The following is a 22,783-nucleotide window of genomic DNA, read 5'->3' on the forward strand; positions in this document are numbered from 1 at the left end:
TCGAACGTGTTGAAGCCTTGATGAGTCGCTCGTCATGCATCCCCCGGGGTGATGGGCCAGATTAGCACGAAAACCGCCAGATCCAACGGCTTATTTCCGAGACATCAGCCCCAGCGAGGACAGGGCGCCCATGATCGACGCGCTTGAGAACGGCTTTTGCAGGATCTTGCACGGCGGGTAGAGCTTGGTGACGCTCTCGACATCGCCATACCCGGTCGCCAGCGCGAAGGGCACGCCCTTGGCCGCAAGAGCCTCGGCCACCGGCACCGACTGCTTGCCGCCGAGATTGACGTCGAGAAGGGCGAACTCGTAGTCCTGCGTCGCCACGCGTTCGAGCGCTTCCTCGATCCCCGCGCAGATATCGACCTCGCTCGCGCCGAGATCGCTCAGCATGTCGGCGGCATCCATCGCGATGATCATCGTGTCCTCGAGCACCATCGCGCGACCGGAGAGGCCCGCCTGTGCGGTTTCGGCGCCGCCCTGGATCGCGCGGAGCGGCAGGACATTCGCCGTCGAGGAGATATGTTCTGCGGGCACCAGGAAGCGTGCCTCGACGCCGGTGACGATATACGAGACCTTCGCCTCGCCGCCCAGCTCGTAGGGGATCGAGCGCTCGATGATCGCGGTTCCGAAGCCGCGCCGCTCGGGTTTCTGGACCGCGGGACCGCCGCGCTCGCGCCAGTCGATGACCAGGTCGCCCGCGGCGTTCAGCGACAGATCGACCTCGGCACGTCCGCCCTTGGCCGACAGACCTCCGTATTTCACCGAGTTCGTGACCATCTCGTGCAGGACGAGAGCGAGGGTCGTGTAGGCATCGGGGCTGACCATCACGTCCTCGCCCGAGATCCGGGCGCGGTCCGGGTCGTCCAGATAGGCGGCGAACTCATGCTCCAGCATCTCGTGCAGCGAGGCCGGACCCCATTCCTTGCGCGTCAGCTGGTCATGCGCCCGGGCCAGCGACTGGATGCGACCGTCGAGGCTCTTGGCGAAATCCGCCGTGCTCATGTCCTGGGTGCGGGTCTGGGACAGGAGGCTGCGCATCAGGTTGAGGATATTGCGCACGCGGTGGTTCAGCTCGGCGATCAGGAGCTCCTGATGCTCATGCGCCCGCGCACGTTCGGCATTGGCGGCGTCCGAAACCCGGAGGAAGACCTCCAGCAGAAGGCTGCGCAACAGGTCGGCGGCATGACGATCGCTCTCGGACCAGGGCGCGCAGCGCCCCTCGACGGTCTCGCGCCAGGCCTCGAAGCTCTTGCGCGGTGTCAGGCGGTCGCCGTTCGGGCCCTCCTGAACGCCCTTGGCCGGCTCGCCGGCCCAGGCGACGTTGCGCGGGATCTCCCGGCGGCAGAGCAGGAGATAATCGCGCGGCGTCCGCGAGATCGGAATGGCCAGCACGCCCGCGCAGGTCTTCGCGAACTCCTCGGCATGGGGCATGAGCTGCGACAGCTTGTCGGTGCTGTAGACGCGAGAGGCCGCGGTGGTGTTCAGGAGCCCTTCCAGCGTCATCAGATCGGCCTCGGAGGGGGTGTCGCCCGAGCGGTGAAAGCGCCCTTGGGTGACCAGAACGACCCCGTCATGCGGGATCACCGCGCGCAGGTCATCGGAGACGGACAGGAGGCTTGCCTCGAGCGTGTCGCCCTCGGCCAGGTGGTTCATCAGCTTGCGCTGCAGGTTCTGGGTCCGGGATTGGGATTCGTTGCGCTCTCCCTCCTGGCGCCGGGTCAGCTCGTAGGAGAAGAGATGCGCGAAGAGCTCGATGGCGGTGCGCTGTTCGAACTCGAGGTAATGCGGGCTCTGGTGGTGGCAGGCGAAGAGGCCCCAGAGCTTGCCGTCCTTCATGATCGACACCGACATGGACGCCGCGACGCCCATGTTGCGCAGGTATTCGAGATGGATCGGCGACACGGCGCGGGTCACGGCCAGCGACAGGTCGAGGGGCGTGCCCTCGGGCGAGCGGGCCGGAATGATCGGCACGCCCTCGTCGGACACATCGGCGATCAGGCGCAGAAGCGACCGTGTATAAAGCGCGCGCGCCTGCACCGGGATGTCGGAGGCCGGAAAGTGCAGGCCCAGGTATTTCTGTCCCGTCTGGCGGCGGCTTTCGGCGACGACCACGCCGGAGTGATCCTCCTGGAAGCGGTAGACCATGACCGAATCGAAGCCCGAGAGGGCGCGCACGGCACGGGCAGCCTCGCGCAGCATGTCGTCGGGACTGGCCGCGTCGCGGATGCGCTGGATCAGCGGGTAGGTCTGGGCAAGAGCATCGCCGTCGCGCTCGCCGCGCTTCGGTTCGAACTCGAGGATCAGGTGGCGCCCGCTTTGGTGGATCGACACGTCGAAGCGGCGATCCTGAACGACGAGATCGAAGATCCGGGTCGCGTTCGAGCCCGATTCGAGCATCCGCAGACGGTTGCGGATCTGACGCAGCGCGGCGGGCGGCAGCAGGTCCGACAGGGGCTTGCCGAGCGGCGTCGCGAAGGACGGGCCGATGATGTCGGCGGCGTTCTCCGAGGCGTGCTGCACCAGCCAGTCCGACGACACGGCGAGAAGCGCGCCGTAGCGCTGCGTCCGGCCGAGAATGTGGATCGGCTCGCGGTCGCAATTCGTCAGGGTGACCGGGCCGGTGTCCGGCGCGGTTCGCGATGGGTTACGGTCCATCCGTCACTCCTTCGGCGCCCAGACCCGCAAGGCGGGCCGAGGCGGCATAGATGTCAAAGCCAAGCGCGGCATCTGTGGCGATGCGCTGCGCCATCGGCTGATCAGGAACGAGCGCGTCGAGGCGCGCCCGGAAGGCGGTCCAGGCGCCACCGGGAGGCGGCAGCCGGAAATAGAGGGGCAGGGGTAGGGCAAGCGCCGTCAGGCGACGCGCCAGAACCTCGGTGCCGAGGCGCGAGCCCAGCACGATATACCCGACCGCGAGCGTGTCGAGCGGCCGGGGCAGCGCGATGTCCGGCAAACGTGACGCAGCGTCGCCCAGATCGCCTTCGAGCGCCGCGATCATGTCCGACAGCGTCGCCGCTTCCTCGGCCGGAGGCGCACCGTCGCGGCCGCGCCGAAGCGCGCGGGCGGCGATCAGCTGCGCGGACAGGAAACGCGACATCAGCGGCGCGGGATCGTCCATGAAGGGCGAAAACAGCGATTCCACGCGGTCATGCGCGGGCTGGGTGGCCCGGCGCAGGACACTATGGAAGCCCGGTTCGCCTAGGCGATCCGGCCTGTTGGGTGCGCGATTGGGCACGGTAGGAGTGGGGCTCCGGTGTCAGGACATTCGGACGGGCAGCTGTCACCCGGATCTGACGTTAACGATCCTTGCAGGGAAAATAAAGGTGAGTCTTGAGTTTGAACTCGCGACTATCCCAATTCCCTCAACCGCTCCAAAGCGCCCGACAGGGCCTTTTGCTCGTCCTCTTTCTGCGCCAGCGTCTCGCGGGTTTCCTCGACCACGTCCTCGGGCGCGCTTTCGACGAATTTCGGGTTCCTGAGCCGTCCCGACAGTCCGGCGATCTCCTTGTCGAGCTTGGCGAGGCTCTTCTCGAGCCGCGCGATCTCTTCGGCGACGTCGATGATCCCTTCGAGCGGCAAGCCGAAGGTCGCGCCCTCGACCGCGATGGTCACCGTGCCCTTCGGGAAGGCGTCGGTCTCCGACAGGCTCTCGATCCGGGCCAGGCGGGTGATCAGCGACGCGTTCCGCTCCCAGGCGGAGCGGCCCGCCGCGTCGATCTGGCTGACCAGCATCGGCACATGGAGACCCGCGGGCACATGCATCTGCGCCCGGGCCGAGCGCACGCCCTCGATCAGCGAGATCACCCAGGACATCTCGCGATCCGCGGCCGGATCGGCGAGATCGGCCGCGCTGTAGTCCGGCCAGTCGGCATGGACGAGCATCCGCTCGCGCGGGGCCAGCGTCGCCCAGAGCTCTTCGGTGATGAAGGGCATGATCGGGTGCAGGAGGATCAGGCACTGGTCGAGCACCCAGGCCATCGTCGCGCGGGTCTCGGCCACGACGGCCTCGTCCTCGGACGAGAAGAGCGGCTTCGAGAACTCGACATACCAGTCGCAGACCTTGCCCCAGACAAAGGCGTAAAGCCCGTTCGCGGCATCGTTGAACCGGTATTCGGCAAGGGCCGCATCGACGGCTTTGCGCACGCGCGCGGTCTCGCCGATGATCCAGCGGTTCGCGGTCTGGCTGGCCTCGGGGCGTGTGCCTGTCGCGCCCTCGAAAACGCCGTTCATCTCGGCGAAGCGGCAGGCGTTCCAGAGCTTGGTGCCGAAATTGCGGTAGCCCGCGATGCGGTCCTTCGACAGCTTCAGGTCGCGCCCCATCGCCGCCATCGCGGTGAGCGTGAAGCGCACCGCGTCGGCACCGTACTCGTCGATCAGGTCGAGCGGATCGAGCACGTTGCCGAGGGATTTCGACATCTTCTTGCCCTTCTCGTCGCGGACGAGCGCGTGGACATAGACCGTCGAGAAGGGTTTTTCGCCGACCACCGCGTATTGCATCATCATCATCCGGGCGACCCAGAAGAAGATGATGTCGAAGCCGGTGATCAGGACCGAGGTCGGGAAGTAGCGCGCCAGCTCCGGCGTCCGCTCGGGCCATCCGAGCGTTCCGATCGGCCAGAGGCCCGACGAGAACCACGTGTCGAGCACGTCGGGATCGCGCCAGACCGGGTAGACCAGATGCGTCGGGTCCTGGTTGAGGTTGTACTCGGCGAGGCTTTCGGCGAGCCGCTGGATCGCCTCCGCGCGGTCGGCCACTTCGACGACGCGGGCGGCATGCAGCGGCGCGGGCAGGGCGCGCAGGTCGGCATGGAACTTGTCGGCCAGCGCCTCGAGATCGGCGGCGCAGTGATAGGTCGGCTCGGCGTGGTTATAGGCGCCTTCCGACAGGAGCCGCATCAGCTCGACCTCGTCGAGCGCGGCATCGCCCTCGTCATCGGTGAAGCCGGTGTTCCAGACGTCGAGCCCGTACCAGACCGGGATTTGGTGGCCCCACCAGAGCTGGCGCGAGATGCACCAGGGCTCGATATTCTCGAGCCAGTGGAAATAGACCTTGCGGTCGCGCTCTGGCAGGATTTCGGTCTCGCCGCTGCGCACCGCGTCGAGCGCGGGGCCGACGATCTTGTCGGCATCGACGAACCACTGGTCGGTGAGCATCGGCTCGATCACCACCTTCGAGCGGTCGCCGAAGGGCTGCATAATCGGCTTCGACTCGACCAGCGGCACGAGCGTCTCGGTGCGGTCCTCGCCGCCTTCTTCGGGTGCGAGCGGCTTTGTGGCTTGTCTGCCGAGGCGCGGATCGCTCTCGGGCACCATCACCGCGAGACCTTCCTCGGTGATCTGCCGGACCACGGCTTCGCGAGCGGCGAGGCGGTCGAGGCCGCGCAGCTCGTCGGGCACGAGGTTGATCGCGTCGACCTCGGCCTCCGAGAGCGTCCGCGCGCCCTTGGCGACCTCCATCGCCGTGGCGGCGGCCTCGGCGTAGGGCGCACCGTCTGCGCGCATCTGCGCGCGGGTGTCCATCAGCCGGTAGCAGGGGATGCCGCCGCGCTTGGCGACCGCGTAGTCGTTGAAATCATGCGCGCCGGTGATCTTGACCGCGCCCGAGCCGAACGCGGGATCGGGATACTCGTCGGTGATGATCGGGATCAGGCGGCGATGCTCCTTGGGCCCGACCGGGATCTCGCAGAGCTGCCCGACGATGGGCGCGTAGCGCGCGTCCGAGGGATGCACCGCGACCGCGCCGTCGCCCAGCATGGTCTCGGGCCGGGTCGTTGCGATGGAGATGTAATCGCGCTCTTCCTCGAAGAGCACGTTGCCGTCCTCGTCGCGCTCGACATAGGTGTAGGTCGCTCCGCCCGCGAGCGGATACTTGAAGTGCCACATATGGCCGGGCACTTCGATATTCTCGACCTCGAGATCCGAGATCGCGGTCTCGAAATGCGGGTCCCAGTTCACCAGCCGCTTGCCGCGGTAGATCAGGCCCTTTTCGTACATGTCGACGAAGACCCGGATCACCGCGTCGTGGAAGTTACCCTCTTCCCCCTCGGGCGCACCGGGTGCGCCGGACATGGTGAAGGCTTCGCGCGACCAGTCGCAGGAGGCGCCGAGGCGCTTCAACTGCCCGATGATCGTGCCGCGGCTCTTGATCTTCTGCTGCCAGACCCGCTCGAGAAACGCTTCGCGGCCCATCTCGGTGCGCGAGGGCTCGCCATTGGCGGCCATCTCGCGCTCGGTGACCATCTGGGTCGCGATGCCCGCATGGTCGGTGCCCGGCTGCCAGAGCGTGTCGTAGCCCTGCATCCGCTTCCAGCGCACCAGGATATCCTGCAGCGTGTTGTTGAAGGCATGACCCATATGCAGAGAGCCGGTCACGTTCGGCGGCGGGATCATGATCGAGAAGGCCTCGGCCCCGGGCTTGGCATTGGCGCCGGCCGAGAAACATCCCGCGTCTTCCCAGGCGTCGTAGATGCGGGCCTCGGCCGAGGCGGCATCGAAGGTCTTGTCCATGCTCATCGCGCGACCCCTCTTTGTCATCTGCGCCCGCCGGGCGCCGGTCTCGGGCCTCGTCTACCGAAGCGGCGGACGAAGGGAAAGACACGCTCTGCGACAAAGGAATGTGCGGGGGTATGTGCGGGAGAGAAGTCGGCGGCGGGGTCAGGGAGGAGGAGAGACCCCGCCGCCAGTTTCGAAAGCCCAGGGAGGAGGAGAGGGCCTTCGTCTCGGATGGAGCGGGCGGGTGGGACCCGGATGCTCCGAATTGGGTCAGCGGCGGGGTCAGGGAGGAGGAGAGAGCCCGCCGCCAGGTCCGAAAGCCCAGGGAGGAGGAGAGGGCCTTCGTCTCGGATGGAGCGGGCGGGCGTGGCCCGGGCGCTCCGAATATGTCGGCGGCGAGGTCAGGGAGGAGGAGAGACCCCGCCGCCAGGTCCGAAAGCCCAGGGAGGAGGAGAGGGCCTTCGTCTCGGATGGAGCAGGCGGGTGGGACCCGGATGCTCCGAATTAGGTCAGCGGCGGGGTCAGGGAGGAGGAGAGACCCCGCCGCCAGGTCCGAAAGCCCAGGGAGGAGGAGAGGGCCTTCGTCTCGGTTGGAACAGACAGGCCAGGCCCGATGCTCCGAATTTAGAGGCGACGGGAAAGGGAGGAGTGATCCCGTCGCCTGTCCGGGCCACCCAGGGAGGAGGAGAGGGCGCCCGTGTCTTTGTGGGATGAGCAGGCGCCGGGCGCCCGATATCCCGTGATCTGGTGCGACAGGGTCAGGGAGGAGGCGACCCTGCCGCTAAATTCGAAACGCTCAAGGGAGGAGGAGAAGCGTTCCGAAACTGGTGACATCTTTTGCTGCAATGCAGAAACTCGAGATCGGTTCCCTCGGATGTGCAAAATTTGTCAGGAGTTCTTAGTAACCTCGCGTCAGGCGACGTTCTGTGCTGCTTCCTGCGCGATCCGGCGGAGCATCGAGCGATGCAGGCCGAGATCCGCCAGCTCGCGATCGCTGAGAGCCGAGAGCTCTTTCAGAGTGCGGCTGAAGACCCGGCGACGCTGAAGCGCGGTGCGCAGGGACGCGGTGAAGGTTTCGAAGCGGCCCGTGGGGGCGCTGGAGATGTGAGTTGCGTAAGCCATTATGTGTGCCTGTTCGCTACTGTTCGTTTCGTGTTGACACCAAGATGGCCTCAATGCTGCAGTTGCACAATGGATCAATTCTCAATGCTGCCATGCAGAAATCGCAGATTAAGAAGGCCGCGTTATCAATGGGTTCCAATATTTTCTTATGAGTGACGTTGGGTAATTCCATTTCCTTTCGGCGGTCCCGGCGGGAAAAGGCTGCAAAAATGGTCAATTCATAAAGCGCTCCGCTTGACTGTTTTACCGGAATGTCGGCGCTGAGACTGCCCCCATGTCGGCGCGCTCCTCTTTATACGTCCCCGTCCAGCGGCCTCCCTCATTGCGCACGCCTTCTAGGGGCCTGCTGGCCGCTGTCCCATGGGAAGTCATGGGATGTGTGCGCTGGGTCGCATGGGAATTTGTGGTCGAGGCCCCGAATCCGGGCTCTCCGGCGCGCGATTCCATGCGGGCGGCGCGCCAGGGAGGGGTGGAAAACGGGCGTGGATCGCGCGGCGTCTTCTGAGTTGGGAAATTGTGGGAAAAACTTACCACCCGCGGCGGCACTAGATATGCCTATTTGGGATCGGCTTTCATCAATATGAGGTAACAGACTGGTGATGCAGGTGTCCATATGTTGTTTTTAGGGCACCCCCAAAGCAACATGATGGGGTTTGGTTCCAAATTTTTTATTGCGCCCCACGAATTCCCATGTCATCCCTATATCCACGATGAAGGCGGGAACGAGCGGCTCCCCAAGCGCCGCGAAAAACTCCCGAAACATAATAAAAACAGCAGGTTTCATACAGGCACCCGCTCTTCATCGTCAAAAACGGAATCCGGCGCGCGAGCGAGCAGACATCCCCCCAGATGGCGCGCGCAGTCGGACCCTCCCGCACAGCGGGACCAGGCGGCGGGTCGATCATTGGCAGCAGATCGACCCGCCGTTTTTACGTTCAGGGGGATGAGGAAAGGGCCGGGCAGTGGGCCGCAGGCTGAGGTTCAGAGGCGAAAGTCGTCACAAGGTGGACGGCAAGGGTCGGGTGAGTATCCCGGCCTCGTTTCGTCGCGTCCTCGAGGCGGGCGATCCGGCCTGGGTCGACGGCAAGACCCCGGACTTCGTCATCGTCTACGGCGACAGCCGCCGCAAGTTCCTGGAATGCTATACGATCAACGCCATCGAAGAGGTCGACGAGAAGATCGAGGCCCTGCCGCGCGGCTCGCGCGAGCGCAAGATGCTCGAGCGGCTGTTCTCGGGCCAGTCGCTCGACACCTCCGTCGATGACACCGGCCGGATCGTGCTTCCCGCGAAGCTGCGCGAGAAGATCGGCCTCAGCTCGGGCGACGAAGCCTTCTTCATCGCCTCCGGCGACACGTTCCAGATCTGGAACCCCGAGACCTACGAAACCGAAGAGGCGGCGGCGACCGAGGAATGGCTCGACGAGCTCGATGAGGATGTCGACCCGCTGATCTTCCTGGACCAGGCTCAGGGAGGCTGAGCATGGCTGCGGACGCGCCTCTCGCACCTCCGCACATCCCTGTCCTGCTGCGTCCGCTCCTGAAAGCGGTCGCACCGGTCTCCGGCATCTGGGTCGACGGCACGCTCGGCGCAGGCGGCTATGCGCGCGGCCTGCTCGACGCGGGCGCCGAGCGCCTGATCGGCATCGACCGCGATCCCTTGGCGCATGAGATGGCGCGGGTTTGGGGCGCGGATTACGGCGACCGGCTGCAGCTTGTTCAGGCCAATTTCGCCGAGATGGACGCCCATGCCGAAGGCGTGGACGGCGTCGTTCTTGATCTCGGCGTCTCCTCGATGCAGCTCGACCGCGCCGAGCGGGGCTTCTCCTTCCAGAAGGACGGCCCCCTCGACATGCGCATGAGCCAGGACGGCCCGAGCGCCGCCGATCTGGTCAACGAGGCGGGCGAGGCCGAGTTGGCGGACATTCTTTATGTCTATGGCGAAGAGCGCGCCTCGCGCAGGATCGCCAAGGCCATCGTCAGGGCGCGCGCCGAGGCGCCGATCGAGACGACCGGACGGCTGAGCGAGATCGTCGAGAGCTGCCTGCCGCGCCAGAAACCCGGCCAGAGCCATCCCGCGACCCGGTCCTTCCAGGCGCTCAGGATCGCGGTGAACGACGAATACGGCGCGTTGTATCAGGGGCTTATGGCTGCCGAGCGGGCACTGGCCCCCGGCGGCGCACTGGCGGTCGTGACCTTCCATTCCGTCGAGGACCGGATGGTCAAGCGGTTCCTCCAGTCGCGCGCCGGGCAGACCGGCCGCGCCAACCGCTACCAGCCCCTGACCGAGGAAGCGCCCGCGCAGTTCACCCTGATCAGCCGCAAGGCCATCGGCCCGGACGAGGACGAGCTGCGCATCAACCCGCGCGCCCGGTCCGCCAAGCTGCGCGTCGCCCGACGCACCGATGCGCCTCCGGGCGAGATCGACCCCACCGCCATATCCATGCCTCTGTTGAAGAAAGACCGTTGAGATGCGGAGCGTGTTCTACGTCCTGAGCTTCCTGACCCTGATCGGACTTGCCTTCTGGGTCTACCACGAGAACTACACCACCCGTGCCGCGCTGGGCGAAACCGAGCGGCTGCAGGCCGAGATCGGGGCGGCGCGCGAACGGCTCGCCGTGCTCAAGGCGGAATGGGCCTATCTCAATCGCCCCGATCGCCTGCGCGACCTGGCCGATTTCAACTTCGACCGGTTGGGCCTTCTGCCGTTCCTGCCCGAGCAGTTCGGCCGGGTCGACCAGGTCGCCTATCCCGCGCCGCCGCCGCTCGAGATCACCGGCGCGGTCGATGTCTCGTCCCGTGGAGGTCAGCCATGATCCGGACGCCGCTGCGCCCGCTCGCCCGCATTCTCGAGGCCCGCGAAAAGGGGGAGAACCCCGACGCCATCGAGCGCGAGAACCTGCGCATCCGCCACGAGCAGATGCGCGACAAGGCCCGCGCCCGCGCGCAGGGCCGACTTCTGGTCATGGGTGTGATGTTCTTCCTGGCCTTCGGCGCGGTCGGCGCCCGGATGGGCGTTCTCGCCGCCTCCGAGCCGGTCGAGCCGCGCGCGCAGACCGTCGGGGCCTCCATCGTCGCGGGACGGGCCGATATCGTCGACCGCAAGGGTCGGCTCCTGGCCACCAACATGGCGACCCATTCGCTCTATGCCCATCCCCAGCAGATGATCGAGCCGGAGCGCGCCGCCGAGGAGCTCGTGAAGATCTTCCCCGAGCTCGACCGCGAGCGCCTGCTCAAGGATTTCTCCGGCAACCGGAAATTCGTCTGGGTGCGCAAGAAGCTGAGCCCCGAGCAGAAGCAGCTGGTCCACGATATCGGTGAGCCCGGGCTGCTGTTCGGCCCGCGCGACATGCGCCTCTTCCCGAACGGGGCGCTGGCCGCGCATGTGCTGGGCGGCACCCGTTTCGGGCAGGAGGGCGTGCATTCGGCCGAGGTCGTCGGCACCGCCGGTCTCGAAGCCTATCTCGACAAGGAATTGCGCAATCCCGCGCGCGAGGGGCGCCCGGTGGCGCTGTCGCTCGATCTCACCGTCCAGGCGGCGGTCGAGCGGGTGCTCGCGGGCGGCATGATGCTGATGAACGCCCGCGGCGCGGCCGCGGTCCTTCTGGACGTGGCCACGGGCGAGGTGATCTCGATCGCGTCGCTTCCCGATTTCGATCCCAACGACCGGCCGATGCCGCCCACCAAGGGCTCTCCCTCCGACAGCCCGCTCTTCAACCGCGCAGTGCAGGGCGTCTACGAGCTGGGCTCCACCTTCAAGATCTTCGCCGCCGCGCAGGCGGTCGAGCTCGGGATCGTGACGCCCCAGACGGTGATCGACACGCGCCCCCCGATGCGGGTCGGCGGCTTCTCCATCGGCGAGTTCCGCAACCACAATTACAAGGACCTCACCGTCGAGGAGATCATCATCAAGTCCTCGAACCGCGGCACCGGCAAGCTCGCGCTCGCCATCGGCACCGCGCGGCAGAAGGATTTCCTGGAAAGGCTGGGCTTTCTCGCCCCGACGCCTCTGGAGATCGCCGAGGCAAAGGGCGGCCAGCCACTCTTTCCCAAGGAGTGGAAAGAGCTCTCCGGCGTGACGATCTCCTACGGGCACGGGCTCTCCTCGTCGCCCCTGCACCTGGCGGCGGCCTATGCGGCCATCGCCAACGGCGGCATCTACCGCCAGCCCTCGCTGATCAAGGGCGGCAGCGGCGATCCCGGCCACCGGGTGATGTCCGAGCAAACCGCCCAGGCCGCCGTAACCATGCTGCGCAAGGTCGTCACCGAGGGCACCGCGACCTTCGCCGAGGTGCCGGGCTACAAGGTGGCGGGCAAGACCGGCTCCGCCGACAAGCCCAAGGAGCGCGGGGGCGGCTATTACGACGACAAGGTGATCGCCAGCTTCGCCTCGGTCTTCCCGGCCGATAATCCGAAATACGCGCTTGTCGTGACGCTCGACGAGCCGGTCGAGACCTCCGGCGAAAAGCCGCGACGCACCGCCGGCTGGACCGCCGTACCGGTCGCTGCCGAGATGATCCGCCGGGTCGCGCCGCTTCTGGGGCTTCGTCCCGATCACGGTCCGGGCGAGGCGCTGGTTCTGACCGGGAACTGAGCGGTCCGAGCGCCGCGGGGCCTTGCCTCCGGTTGCGGGACGCGGGAAAACGGCTGTATGAGCGGAGCGCGCGAAAGACGCGCGCCACGGCAACGCATGGGGGCGGGACGTGACGGCGAGACGGACACTGGCTGAGCTGGGATTGACCGCGCGCGGCGGCGCCGAGGCGCAGGTCACGGGGCTCGCGGTCGACAGCCGCGAGGTGCGGGACGGCACCCTCTTCTTTGCGCTTCCGGGCACGCGGGTGCACGGGGCCGAATTCATACCCGCGGCGCTTGCCGCCGGTGCGGGCGCGATCCTGACCGATGCCGAGGGCGCGCGGATCGCCGCGGACGCGCTTGCGGGCTCGCCCGCCGCGCTGATCGTCGCCGCCGATCCCAGGCAGGCCCTGGCCTACAGCGCGGCGCTCTGGTTCGGCGCCCAGCCCGGAACGGTGGTCGCGGTCACCGGCACCAACGGCAAGACCTCGGTGGCGAGCTTCACCCGCCGCATCTGGCAGGAGCTCGGTCTGCGCGCTGTCAATCTGGGCACAACCGGGGTCGAGGGCGACTGGCAGGCACCGCTGCGCCACACCACGCCCGAACCGATCACGCTCCACCACATGCTCGCGGGCGCGGCCGAAGCCGGTGTCGATCACGCCGCGATGGAGGCGTCCTCGCACGGGCTCGAACAGCGCCGTCTCGACGGGGTGACGCTGACCGCGGCGGGGTTCACGAATTTCACCCAGGATCACCTCGATTACCATGCGAGCTTCGAGGATTACTTCGCCGCCAAGGCCGGGCTCTTCGCCCGCGTCCTGCCCGAGGACGGCACCGCGGTGATCAATATCGACGACCCGAGAGGCGTCGACATGGCCGCCATCGCCGAGGCGCGGGGCCAGACGCTCATTACCGTGGGCCGGGCCGAGGGCGCAGATATCTGCCTGATGGGCCAGCGCTTCGAGCAGGCGGGCCAGGAGATCCGCGTCCGGCACGAAGGGGTCGTGCGGCAGCTGAAGCTTGGCCTGATCGGCGGCTTCCAGGCGGAGAACGCGCTGGTGGCGGCAGGTCTCGTGATCGCCTGCGGCACGCCGGCCGAAGACGTGTTCTCGGCCCTGCCGCGCCTCGACACCGTGCGGGGCCGCATGCAGCTTGCCGCGACGCGCGACAACGGCGCGACGGTCTTCGTCGATTACGCCCACACGCCCGACGCGGTGGCGACCGCGATCCGCGCGCTTCGCCCGCATGTCATGGGCCGCCTCGTCGCCATCGTCGGCGCGGGCGGCGACCGCGACGCGGGGAAGAGACCGCTGATGGGCGCAGCGGCGGCGGAGTTCGCCGACACGGTGATCGTGACCGACGACAACCCGCGCACCGAGGACCCCGCGGCGATCCGCGCGCAGGTGCTCGACGGCGCGCCGGGGGCGCTCGAGGTCGGCGACCGCGCCGAGGCGATCCTGCGCGGCGTCGATGCGCTTGGTCCCGGCGACGCGCTCCTGATCTGCGGCAAGGGCCACGAGACCGGCCAGATCGTCGGCGAGACGGTCTATCCGTTCGACGATGCGGAGCAGGCCAGCGTCGCGGTCTCCGCACTCGACGGGGGCGTCGCGTGACAGCGCGCCGCGCCGCAAGGCCGCGCCCGTGGCAGCCGTGGGCTGCGTATTTAGAAAAAGAAGAAGCACGAGGCTGCGCGTTCGCCCGGCGTGGGACGCGCAGGTGGCGAGGCGAGGGGCGGCAATGACACTCTGGACGAGCGACGAGGCGGCCCGGGCGACGGGCGGGCGGGTCAGCGCGCCCTGGACGGCCGGGGGCGTGTCGATCGACACGCGGAGCCTGGCGCCGGGCGATCTCTTCGTGGCGCTCAAGGCGGCGCGGGACGGGCATGAGTTCGTGGCCGACGCGCTGGCCAAGGGCGCGGCGGCGGCGCTGGTCGATCACATCCCCGAGGGAGTGGCCGAGGATGCGCCGCTCCTGATCGTCGACGACGTGCTTGGGGCGCTCGAAGCGCTGGGGCGCGCCGCACGGGCGCGCACGGCTGCGCGGGTCGTGGCGGTGACCGGGTCGGTGGGCAAGACCTCGACCAAGGAGATGCTGCGCACGGTCCTGGGCGGGCAGGGCCGGGTGCATGCCGCCGAGGCCAGCTACAACAACCATTGGGGCGTGCCGCTGACGCTGGCGCGGATGCCGCGGGAGACCGAGTTCGCGGTGATCGAGATCGGCATGAACCATCCCGGCGAGATCGCGCCCCTGTCGCGCCTGGCGCGCCCGCATGTGGGCATCGTGGTCATCGTCGCCCCGGCGCATCTGGCGGCCTTCGAGAATGTCGAGGGGATCGCGCGCGAGAAGGCGGCGATCTTCGATGGGCTGGAGCCCGGCGGCACCGCCATCCTGAACGGCGACCTGGCGGTCACGCCGATCCTCGAGGCGGCGGCGGAGCGCGCGGGCGCCAGCGTGATCAGCTTCGGAGAAAGCGCGGCCTGTCACCACCGGGCGACCGATATCCGCATCTCCGGGACGGTCACGGTGGCGCAGATGCGCGCCTGGCGGCAGAAGCTTCTCTACAAGGTCGCGGCGCAGGGGCGGCATTTCGCGGTCAACGCGCTGGCGGTCATCGCCTGCGCCGGTGCGCTCGGTCTCGACCTCGCCACGGCCATTGCCGATCTGGCGCGCTGGCGGCCCGGGGCGGGGCGCGGCCAGCGCGAGGTGATCGCGCTCGACGCGGTCGATCCGCAGATGCGGATCGAGCTGATCGACGATGCCTACAACGCCAATCCCGCCTCGGTCGGCGCGTCGCTCGAGGTGCTCGCGGCAAGCATGCCCGAGGACGGGATCGGGCGCATCGCCCATGGCCGCCGGATCGCCTATCTCGGCGACATGAAGGAACTGGGCGACACCGGAGCGGCGCTGCATGCCGCTCTGGCCGACCATCCCGCGATGCGAGAGATCGACCTCGTGCATTGCGTGGGCCCTCTGATGCGGTCGCTCTGGGAGGCGCTGCCGCGCGAGAAACGCGGTCACTGGACCGAGGATGCCCCGGCCATGGCGGCCCGAGTGGCGCGTGATCTCGATGCCGGCGACGTCGTGCTGGTGAAGGGATCGTTGTCGATGGGTCTCGGCCGCATTGTTGACGCGATCCGCAAATTGCGCCAAGGCGCCGCCACGGCGGAGGCCTGAGGCCGGGCGCCGCCTCTCCGGCGCGAAGAACGGGACGGGAGACGAGACCACATGCTCTACTGGCTGGCCGAGCTGTCCGACGGGGGCGGGGCATTCAACCTGTTCCGCTACATCACCTTCCGCGCGGGCGGGGCCTTTCTCACCGCGCTGATCTTCGGCTTCCTGTTCGGGCTGCCGCTGATCAACGTCCTGCGCAAGCGCCAGGGCAAGGGGCAGCCGATCCGCACCGACGGGCCGGAAGGTCATTTCGTCAAGGCGGGCACGCCGACCATGGGCGGTCTTCTGATCATCGGTGCGCTCGTGACCTCGACGCTCCTTTGGGCGCGGCTCGACAACCCCTTCGTCTGGATGGTGCTCTTCGTCACCGTCTCTTACGCGGCGATCGGCTTTGCCGACGATTACGCCAAGGTGAAAAAGCAGACCTCGGCGGGGGTCTCGGGCAAGGTGCGGTTGCTCCTGGGCTTCCTCATTGCTGCCATCGCGGGGTTCTGGGCGAGCCTCTACCATCCGCCGGAGCTGACCAACGAGTTGGCACTGCCGGTCTTCAAGAACACGCTCATCCACCTGGGCTGGTTCTACATTCCCTTCGCGATGATCGTGATCGTGGGCTCTGCCAACGCGGTGAACCTGACCGACGGGCTCGACGGGCTGGCGATCATGCCGGTGATGATCGCGACCGGCACGCTGGGGGTCATCGCCTACGCGGTGGGTCGGGTCGACTTCACCGAGTATCTCGATGTGCATTATGTGCCCGGGACCGGCGAGATCCTGATCTTCGCGATGGGGGTGTTCGGCGGCGGGCTCGGGTTCCTGTGGTACAACGCGCCCCCCGCGGCGGTCTTCATGGGCGATACCGGCAGCCTTGCCCTGGGCGGCGCGCTCGGTGCCATCGCGGTGGCGACCAAGCACGAGATCGTCCTGGCGGTCGTGGGCGGCCTTTTCGTGGTCGAGGCGCTCTCGGTGATCATCCAGGTCCTCTACTTCAAGCGGACCGGCAAACGGGTCTTCCTGATGGCCCCGATCCACCACCATTACGAAAAGAAGGGCTGGGCCGAGCCGCAGATCGTGATCCGCTTCTGGATCATCTCGCTGATCCTCGCGCTGATCGGGCTCGCGACGCTCAAGGTGCGCTGATGAAGATCGCGGCGGCGGGCTATCCGCTCGATTTCCTGCCGAACTGGGCGGCCTATGAGACCAAGCTCATCGACTGGGTGAGCGAGGCGGCCTCGGCCGGGGCCGACCTTCTGGTCTTTCCCGAATACGGGGCGATGGAGCTGGCGACGCTCGACGGTGCCAAGGTGGCGGGCGATCTCGAGGCGTCGCTCCGGGCTGTCTCGGACCGGATCCCGGCGGTCGACGACCTGCATGCGCGGCTCGCCGCCGAGTACGGGGTCTACATCCTCGCCGCCTCGGCGCCGGTCTTCGATCCCGATTTCGGCGAGCGACCCGTCAACCGGGCGCGGTTCTTCACGCCGGGCGGTGCGCGCGGCCATCAGGACAAGCAGATCATGACGCGCTTCGAGCGCGAGACCTGGGGAGTCGTCGGGGGCGGCCCGCTGCGCGTCTTCGACACGGAACTGGGGCGGATCGGCATCCTGATCTGTTACGACAGCGAATACCCGCTCCTGGCGCGTGCGATGAAGGAGGCCGATCTCATTCTCGTGCCCTCCTGCACCGAGGCCCTGACCGGCTATTCCCGCGTGCGCATCGGCGCCATGGCCCGCGCGCTCGAGCAGCAATGCGTGACGGTCATGTCCTCGACCGTCGGTCCGGCGGACTGGTCCGAGGCGGTGGACACCAATTGCGGACGCGGCGGCGTCTTCGGCCCGCCCGATACCGGCTTTCCGCCGACCGGCGTGATCGCCGAGGGCGTGCTCGACCAGCCCGGCTGGACCTATGCCGAGCTCGATCCCGTGCAGGTCGCGCAGGTGCGCATGGACGGCGTCGTGCTCAACCGCACCCATTGGGACGAGCAGGCGGGCCGCGACGGCCCGGTCGAGGAAATCTCCCTGCGCGGAATTGACACTTGAAAAACCGTCCGCATGGGCGCATTTACCCCACATTGCGCTGACCGGACCCCCGATCGGCGCTGGACGCAATTCAGGAGAGACCATGGCCAAGGAAGATTTGCTCGAATTTCCCGGTGTCGTGAAGGAACTCCTGCCCAACGCGACGTTCCGGGTCGAGCTTGAGAATGGCCATGAGATCATCGCGCACACGGCAGGCAAGATGCGCAAGAACCGCATCCGTGTTCTGGCTGGCGACAAGGTGCAGGTCGAGATGACGCCCTACGATCTGACCAAGGGTCGCATCAACTACCGCTTCAAGTAAACGGCAGGATATGCGATCCCGCGCGGGGCCCTCGGGCCCCGTTTTGCTGTTCAGGGGGCGGATGTGACCTTCATTCTCGGATCGGGAAGCCCGCGCAGGCTCGAGCTTCTGGCACAGATCGGCGTGACGCCCGACGCGGTGCGCCCGCCGGAGATCGACGAGGACCCGCGTGAACGCGAGTTGCCGCGCCCCTATTGCGTGCGGATCGCCCGGGAGAAGGCGCTGGCGGTTGCGGCGGAGCCCGACGACCTCGTGCTCGCCGCCGACACCACCGTGGCGCTCGGCCGCCGGATTCTCGGCAAGCCCCGCGATGCGGGCGAGGCGGCGGAGTTTCTCTATGCGCTCTCCGGGCGTCGCCACCGCGTCGTCACCGCCGTGGCCGTCCGCCGGGGCGAGCGGCTCTGGGAGCGCGACGTCGTGAGCGCGGTGAAGATGAAGCGCCTCACGGGCGACGAGGTGAACGGCTATCTCGCCACCGGCGACTGGCAGGGCAAGGCTGGAGGCTACGGCATCCAGGGACCCGCGGGCGCGCTGATCCCGTGGATCTCGGGCTCGTTCACCGGCATCGTCGGTCTGCCGCTCGCGGAGACGGCGGCGCTGTTGCAAGCGGCCGGATGGCCGGTCTGGAGGCAGGCATGAAAGGCTCGGTGATCGCTCTCGACCATCTGGGCGACCGCGAGGCGGCGGCTCTGATCGTCGATGGACAGCTCGAGGATCTGCTGATCGAGGGCGAGGGCCTCTCGACCGGCGCGATCTGCCGCGGCATCGCGCGGCGACCGATGAAGGGGCAGGGCGGGCTCTTCCTCGACGGTCCCGAGGGGCCGCTCTACCTGCGTCAGATCAAGGGCATTTCGCCCGGCGAGCCGCTGATCGTACAGGTCACGGGCCAGGCCGAGCCGGGCAAGGCGCTTCCGGTGACCGCGAAACTTCTCTTCAAGAGCCGCTACGCCATCGTCACTCCGGACGCGCCGGGCATCAATGTCTCGCGCTCGATCCGCGACGACGACACGCGCGACATGCTTCTGGGCATCGCGCACGAAAGCTTCGACGGCCCCGGCGGGCTGATCCTGCGCTCGGAATGCGTCGGAGCAGAGGCTGGCGAGATTGCCGAGGACATCGCCGCGATGGTCGCGCTTGCGGGGCAGGTCCTGGCCGATAGCGGCAAGGGGCCGGAGCTCCTGGTCGCGGGCGACGGGCCCCACGCGCTGGCGTGGAGGGACTGGCCGGTGCCGGACGTGTTCGATCAGGACGCCGGCAGTTTCGAGTGCCACGGCGTGACCGAGGCGCTGGAGCGCGCCCGGCGCCCCGAGGTCGCGCTTGGCAATGGCGCGTCGATGTGGATCGAGCCTACCCGCGCGCTGGTCGCGGTCGACGTGAACACCGGCGGCGACACCTCTCCGGCTGCGGGTCTCAAGGCCACTATCGCCGCGCTGCGGGCGCTGCCGCGGGCGCTCCGGGTCCGGGGGCTCGGCGGCCTGATCACCATCGACCCCGCGCCGGTCCCCAAGAAGGAGCGCCGCCAGATCGAGACCGTCCTGCGCGCCGCGCTCAAGGCCGATCGGGTCGAGACCACCTTTGTCGGCTGGACGCCGATGGGGAACATCGAATTGCAGCGCAAGCGCGACCGCGTTGCGCTGTCGGAGGTGCTCTCATGAGCTGCCCGATCTGCACGAAACCGACCGACCCGAGCTACCGGCCGTTCTGCTCGCGCCGCTGCGCCGATCTGGACCTCGCGAAATGGCTGACCGGCAGCTACGCGATCCCGTCGGAGGATCCCGAGGACGCGGACGAGGCGCTCGACGCGATGCGCGAGGCGGTGGATGCACAAAAGGAGCGACCGCATTGAAAACGCTCGAAGAGCTGGGCCTGATCGAGGCCGTCCGCGACCGCTTCGCCCATGTCGAGACCTGCCCGCTCTCCGGCCCGCGCATCTTCTTCGAGAATGCGGGCGGGGCGCTGACGCTGAAATCCGTGGTCGAGACCTCGGCCTTCTACGCCGCGATCCCCGACAACCAGGGCCGCGACAACCCGGCCTCGGCCGAGCTTCAGCGGGTGATCGACGCGGCCAAGGCCGATGTCGCGCGCTGGTTCGGTGCGACGGGCGGGGCGGTCTTCGTCGGCGAAAGCGGCACCGAGCTTCTCTTCCGGGTGATCCGCGACGCTTGCCTCGGCGCGGCACCGGCCGGCACGGTCCTGGGGTCGACCGTCGAACACCCGGCCTCGCGCAGCGCCGCGACGCGCTGGGCGGAGCAGACCGGCCGCGCCTATATCTCGGTCGCGCATGACGACGCGAAGGGCCGCGTCAGCGCCGAGGCCTATGCCGAGGCGGTGACGCCCGAGACCCGGGTCGCCACCATCCTGCACACCTCGCCGGTGACCGGGATCGGCAACGATCTGGCCGCGATTACGGAGGCGATCCGCGCCACCGCGCCCGAGGCCTTCATCATCGTCGACGGCATCCAGCACGCGAGCCACGGGGCGATCGGGCTCGGGGCGGCGGATGTCGATGCCTATGTCATCTCGCCCTACAAGGTCTTCTCGCGCCACGGCTACGGCGTCGCCTGGGCCTCGGACCGGCTGACGGCGCTGGCCCATGACGCGCTGATCGGCGGACCCGAGGGCCGCTGGGAGCTCGGCACCCGCGACACCGGCGCCTATGCGACAATCTCGGAGGTGGTGCGCTATCTCGAATGGCTGGGCCACGCGGCGGGCGGCGCTGAGCCGCTCGAGACGGCGGGCGCGGTCATCCACGCGCAGGAAGCGGCGCTTTGCGACGCGATGCTGCACGGCATCGACAATCTCGCGGGTCTGGCCGAACTGCCCGGGGTGCAGATCCTCGGCGGCGTGCAGAACCCGCATCGCGAGGGGCTCGTCAGCTTCGCCGTCGAGGGCCGCGATCCGGGCGGGATCGTCTCGGCCCTGCGCGAGGCGGGCGTGCGGGTGCATCTGAGAAAACCCGATCACTACTCAGGCAACATCCTGACCCCCTTGGGTCTTCCAGGCTGCGTGCGGGTGTCGATGTGCCATTACAACACGCTCGCCGAGGTGCGGAGCTTCTTGGCGGCGATGGCGCAGATTCTCTGACCGGTGCGCCTCTGGAGCGGACAGGAGCGAGGGGCCTGCCCCTCGCGCTTCCCGGGAATATTTATGGACAGATGAGGCCAGGGGCGCGGCGCTCTGTCCCGGCTTGGGACGCGGGCGGTGCTGGACAAGGGGCGCAGCGCTCGGGCAAAACGGGCGCCAATCGAGGAGACAGACAGGATGGATATCGAGGCTCTGGCGACCGGCATCCTGGCGGGTGAGCGTCGCGCGCTGGCGCGGGCGATCACCCTGGTGGAAAGCGGGCGCGCCGATCACCGGCAATCGGCGATGGCACTGATCGAGCGGCTGAACGCCGCCGATCACGGGCGGCAGGCGATGCGGATCGGGCTCTCGGGCACGCCGGGCGTCGGTAAATCGACCTTCATCGAGAGCTTCGGGATGATGCTGACCGGGCAGGGGCTCAAGGTCGCGGTCCTGGCGGTCGATCCCTCCTCGGCGCGCTCGGGCGGCTCGATCCTGGGCGACAAGACCCGGATGGAGCATCTCTCGCGCGAGAAGAATGCCTTTATCCGGCCCTCGCCCTCGCAATCTCACCTGGGCGGCGTGGCGCGGCGCACGCGCGAGGCGATCGGGCTTTGCGAGGCGGCCGGCTTCGATGTCGTGCTGGTCGAGACCGTGGGCGTCGGCCAGTCCGAGACGGTAGTGGCCGAGATGACCGATCTCTTCCTGCTGCTTCTCGCCCCGGCGGGCGGCGACGAGTTGCAGGGGGTGAAGCGAGGCATCATGGAGATGGCCGACATCATCCTGATCAACAAGGCCGATGGCGAGCTGAAATCACAGGCCGTGCGGACCTGCGCAGACTATGCCGGCGCGCTGCGGCTCCTGCGGAAGCGCCCGCAGGACCCCGAGGGGTTCCCCAAGGCGCTCACCGTCTCGGCGGTCGAGGAGACCGGCCTCGCCAAGGCCTGGGAGGAGATGCAGTCCCTGACCGAGTGGCGCCGCGAGGCCGGGCATTTCGAGGCACGGCGCGCGGGCCAGGCGCGCTACTGGTTCGAGGCGGAGGTGCGCGAGGGTCTTCTGGCGCGGCTCAAGCGCGAGCCCGTGAAGGGCGCGCTCGAGCGCATGGCGCTCGAAGTCGAGGCGGGCGAGGTGACGCCAGCCGCGGCGGCCGACACGCTCCTGCGCGACTACCTGGGGGGCTGATGAGACCGCGGCGGGTTTTCGACGGGGTGCGCCTTCGGGGCGATCTCTTCAATGCCGATGCGCCGAAGCTCTTCGTGTCGTTTCGCCAGCGGCTGGAACGGCCCGGAGCCTTCGACGAGGCGCGGCCCGTGAAGAGTTTCACAGACCGCGGCCACGCCCATCTCGCGCTCCAGGCGCGCGAGAACGACTGGTATATCAACGACGAGACCCCGGCCTTCGAGGTCATGCTCGCCGAGGTCGCGACGCGCTACAAGCGCGTGGTCTCGATGGGCTTCTCGATGGGCGGCTACGCGGCCCTGCGGTTTTCCAAGGCGCTCGATCTCAAGCGGGTGATCGCGATCTCTCCCCAGGTCTCGATCTCGCCCGCGCTTGTGCCGGGGGATATCCGGTTCCACCGCTTCGCCGCCGAGTTCGATCCCGAGCGCGGCGATCTCGCCTCCCATGGACGGCTGCGCCTGCGCGGCGCGGTGCTTTTCGATCCGTTCCGCCCGCTCGATGCATTCAATGCCGAGGCGATCGGCGCGATCTTTTCGAATCTCGCGCTGTGCCGCTTGGCGGGCGGCGGCCACCCCGCCACCCGCACCCTGCGGGAGGGCGGCGGATACCCGGCGCTGCAACGGCTGCTCGTCGGCAACGAGGTGGCCCGTGCCGATATCACCGGCCTGCATCGCGCCGGTCGTGCCAAGTCCCCGAATTACTGGCATAATCTCAGCGGAATCGCCACGCGACGCGGCCGTCCCACGCTGGCCGAGGAGGCCGCGCGCCGTCGTGCGGCACTTGGCGGTCACGACGCCGACCCGGGGCTTGACGATGGCGCGTCAAGCCCATAGAGAAGCCCGACGAATTT

Annotated in this window: 19 protein-coding genes; 15 read left to right on the forward strand and 4 right to left on the reverse strand. The window is 68.0% G+C overall.

Annotated features, from left to right (window positions below):
* Nucleotides 1–90: 90 nt before the first annotated feature.
* The 4 genes from ACFQ4E_RS15020 to ACFQ4E_RS15035 form a co-directional block, all read right to left on the reverse strand.
* Nucleotides 91–2,658, reverse strand: a complete 2,568-nt coding sequence (locus ACFQ4E_RS15020) for an HWE histidine kinase domain-containing protein (RefSeq protein WP_386804955.1) — start codon at nt 2,656–2,658, stop codon at nt 91–93.
* Nucleotides 2,648–3,145, reverse strand: coding sequence for a hypothetical protein (locus ACFQ4E_RS15025; protein ID WP_386804957.1), 498 nt, complete (start codon nt 3,143–3,145; stop codon nt 2,648–2,650). The genes ACFQ4E_RS15020 and ACFQ4E_RS15025 overlap by 11 nt, the downstream gene beginning before the upstream one ends.
* Before the next feature lie 206 nt (nt 3,146–3,351).
* Nucleotides 3,352–6,516, reverse strand: a complete 3,165-nt coding sequence (locus ACFQ4E_RS15030; protein ID WP_386804958.1) for a valine--tRNA ligase — start codon at nt 6,514–6,516, stop codon at nt 3,352–3,354.
* An 891-nt stretch (nt 6,517–7,407) separates the two neighbouring features.
* Nucleotides 7,408–7,617, reverse strand: a complete 210-nt coding sequence (locus ACFQ4E_RS15035; RefSeq protein ID WP_386804960.1) for a DUF1127 domain-containing protein — start codon at nt 7,615–7,617, stop codon at nt 7,408–7,410.
* Nucleotides 7,618–8,579: 962 nt separating this feature from the next.
* On the opposite strand from ACFQ4E_RS15035, the gene mraZ reads away from it, so the two are divergent.
* From mraZ to ACFQ4E_RS15110, 15 genes are all read left to right on the forward strand, one after another.
* Nucleotides 8,580–9,095 (forward strand): division/cell wall cluster transcriptional repressor MraZ, encoded by a 516-nt coding sequence (gene mraZ, locus ACFQ4E_RS15040; protein WP_386804962.1) that lies wholly within the window; start codon nt 8,580–8,582, stop codon nt 9,093–9,095.
* Nucleotides 9,096–9,097: 2 nt separating this feature from the next.
* Complete coding sequence (gene rsmH, locus ACFQ4E_RS15045; protein WP_386804964.1) at nt 9,098–10,084, forward strand: 16S rRNA (cytosine(1402)-N(4))-methyltransferase RsmH; 987 nt, start codon at nt 9,098–9,100, stop codon at nt 10,082–10,084.
* A gap of 1 nt (nt 10,085) precedes the next feature.
* Complete coding sequence (gene ftsL / locus ACFQ4E_RS15050; protein WP_386804966.1) at nt 10,086–10,430, forward strand: cell division protein FtsL; 345 nt, start codon at nt 10,086–10,088, stop codon at nt 10,428–10,430.
* The gene (locus tag ACFQ4E_RS15055; protein WP_386804968.1) at nt 10,427–12,208 is read left to right on the forward strand and encodes a peptidoglycan D,D-transpeptidase FtsI family protein; all 1,782 of its coding nucleotides are present in this window, start codon (nt 10,427–10,429) and stop codon (nt 12,206–12,208) included. Before ftsL ends, ACFQ4E_RS15055 begins: the two co-directional genes overlap by 4 nt.
* 109 nt (nt 12,209–12,317) lie before the next feature.
* Nucleotides 12,318–13,799: a UDP-N-acetylmuramoyl-L-alanyl-D-glutamate--2,6-diaminopimelate ligase gene (locus tag ACFQ4E_RS15060; RefSeq protein ID WP_386804970.1), complete on the forward strand. Its 1,482-nt coding sequence runs from the start codon at nt 12,318–12,320 to the stop codon at nt 13,797–13,799.
* Nucleotides 13,800–13,923: 124 nt separating this feature from the next.
* Complete coding sequence (locus ACFQ4E_RS15065; protein ID WP_386804971.1) at nt 13,924–15,360, forward strand: UDP-N-acetylmuramoyl-tripeptide--D-alanyl-D-alanine ligase; 1,437 nt, start codon at nt 13,924–13,926, stop codon at nt 15,358–15,360.
* A gap of 51 nt (nt 15,361–15,411) precedes the next feature.
* A complete protein-coding gene (gene mraY, locus ACFQ4E_RS15070) occupies nt 15,412–16,494 on the forward strand; it encodes a phospho-N-acetylmuramoyl-pentapeptide-transferase (RefSeq protein WP_386804973.1) in 1,083 nt (360 codons plus the stop codon).
* Nucleotides 16,494–17,390 (forward strand): carbon-nitrogen hydrolase family protein, encoded by an 897-nt coding sequence (locus tag ACFQ4E_RS15075; protein ID WP_386804974.1) that lies wholly within the window; start codon nt 16,494–16,496, stop codon nt 17,388–17,390. The genes mraY and ACFQ4E_RS15075 overlap by 1 nt, the downstream gene beginning before the upstream one ends.
* 82 nt (nt 17,391–17,472) lie before the next feature.
* Nucleotides 17,473–17,691, forward strand: a complete 219-nt coding sequence (gene infA, locus ACFQ4E_RS15080; protein ID WP_386804975.1) for a translation initiation factor IF-1 — start codon at nt 17,473–17,475, stop codon at nt 17,689–17,691.
* 63 nt (nt 17,692–17,754) lie between these two features.
* Complete coding sequence (locus ACFQ4E_RS15085) at nt 17,755–18,330, forward strand: Maf family protein (RefSeq protein ID WP_386804977.1); 576 nt, start codon at nt 17,755–17,757, stop codon at nt 18,328–18,330.
* Nucleotides 18,327–19,346: a ribonuclease E/G gene (locus ACFQ4E_RS15090; protein ID WP_386804979.1), complete on the forward strand. Its 1,020-nt coding sequence runs from the start codon at nt 18,327–18,329 to the stop codon at nt 19,344–19,346. The genes ACFQ4E_RS15085 and ACFQ4E_RS15090 overlap by 4 nt, the downstream gene beginning before the upstream one ends.
* Nucleotides 19,343–19,537: a DNA gyrase inhibitor YacG gene (locus ACFQ4E_RS15095; RefSeq protein WP_386804981.1), complete on the forward strand. Its 195-nt coding sequence runs from the start codon at nt 19,343–19,345 to the stop codon at nt 19,535–19,537. The genes ACFQ4E_RS15090 and ACFQ4E_RS15095 overlap by 4 nt, the downstream gene beginning before the upstream one ends.
* A complete protein-coding gene (locus ACFQ4E_RS15100; RefSeq protein ID WP_386804983.1) occupies nt 19,534–20,775 on the forward strand; it encodes an aminotransferase class V-fold PLP-dependent enzyme in 1,242 nt (413 codons plus the stop codon). The genes ACFQ4E_RS15095 and ACFQ4E_RS15100 overlap by 4 nt, the downstream gene beginning before the upstream one ends.
* 177 nt (nt 20,776–20,952) lie before the next feature.
* Nucleotides 20,953–21,936 (forward strand): methylmalonyl Co-A mutase-associated GTPase MeaB, encoded by a 984-nt coding sequence (gene meaB / locus ACFQ4E_RS15105; protein WP_386804985.1) that lies wholly within the window; start codon nt 20,953–20,955, stop codon nt 21,934–21,936.
* Nucleotides 21,936–22,766 carry an alpha/beta hydrolase gene (locus ACFQ4E_RS15110; RefSeq protein WP_386804987.1) on the forward strand — a complete coding sequence of 277 codons (831 nt, stop codon included), beginning with the start codon at nt 21,936–21,938 and terminating at the stop codon, nt 22,764–22,766. The genes meaB and ACFQ4E_RS15110 overlap by 1 nt, the downstream gene beginning before the upstream one ends.
* Nucleotides 22,767–22,783 lie beyond the last annotated feature (17 nt).

The organism is Litorisediminicola beolgyonensis, from assembly GCF_042679605.1.
Classification (GTDB): domain Bacteria; phylum Pseudomonadota; class Alphaproteobacteria; order Rhodobacterales; family Rhodobacteraceae; genus Litorisediminicola; species Litorisediminicola beolgyonensis.

Bases quoted from the DNA above. Each gene is read 5' to 3' on its own strand.
- ACFQ4E_RS15030 (WP_386804958.1), bottom strand. From the start codon at position 6,516: ATGAGCATGGACAAGACCTTCGATGCCGCCTCGGCCGAGGCCCGCATC.
- ACFQ4E_RS15055 (WP_386804968.1), top strand. From the start codon at position 10,427: ATGATCCGGACGCCGCTGCGCCCGCTCGCCCGCATTCTCGAGGCCCGC.
- ACFQ4E_RS15090 (WP_386804979.1), top strand. From the start codon at position 18,327: ATGAAAGGCTCGGTGATCGCTCTCGACCATCTGGGCGACCGCGAGGCG.
- meaB (WP_386804985.1), top strand. From the start codon at position 20,953: ATGGATATCGAGGCTCTGGCGACCGGCATCCTGGCGGGTGAGCGTCGC.
- infA (WP_386804975.1), top strand. From the start codon at position 17,473: ATGGCCAAGGAAGATTTGCTCGAATTTCCCGGTGTCGTGAAGGAACTC.
- ACFQ4E_RS15065 (WP_386804971.1), top strand. From the start codon at position 13,924: ATGACACTCTGGACGAGCGACGAGGCGGCCCGGGCGACGGGCGGGCGG.
- ACFQ4E_RS15075 (WP_386804974.1), top strand. From the start codon at position 16,494: ATGAAGATCGCGGCGGCGGGCTATCCGCTCGATTTCCTGCCGAACTGG.
- mraY (WP_386804973.1), top strand. From the start codon at position 15,412: ATGCTCTACTGGCTGGCCGAGCTGTCCGACGGGGGCGGGGCATTCAAC.
- rsmH (WP_386804964.1), top strand. From the start codon at position 9,098: ATGGCTGCGGACGCGCCTCTCGCACCTCCGCACATCCCTGTCCTGCTG.
- ACFQ4E_RS15095 (WP_386804981.1), top strand. From the start codon at position 19,343: ATGAGCTGCCCGATCTGCACGAAACCGACCGACCCGAGCTACCGGCCG.
- ACFQ4E_RS15035 (WP_386804960.1), bottom strand. From the start codon at position 7,617: ATGGCTTACGCAACTCACATCTCCAGCGCCCCCACGGGCCGCTTCGAA.
- ftsL (WP_386804966.1), top strand. From the start codon at position 10,086: ATGCGGAGCGTGTTCTACGTCCTGAGCTTCCTGACCCTGATCGGACTT.
- ACFQ4E_RS15020 (WP_386804955.1), bottom strand. From the start codon at position 2,658: ATGGACCGTAACCCATCGCGAACCGCGCCGGACACCGGCCCGGTCACC.
- ACFQ4E_RS15110 (WP_386804987.1), top strand. From the start codon at position 21,936: ATGAGACCGCGGCGGGTTTTCGACGGGGTGCGCCTTCGGGGCGATCTC.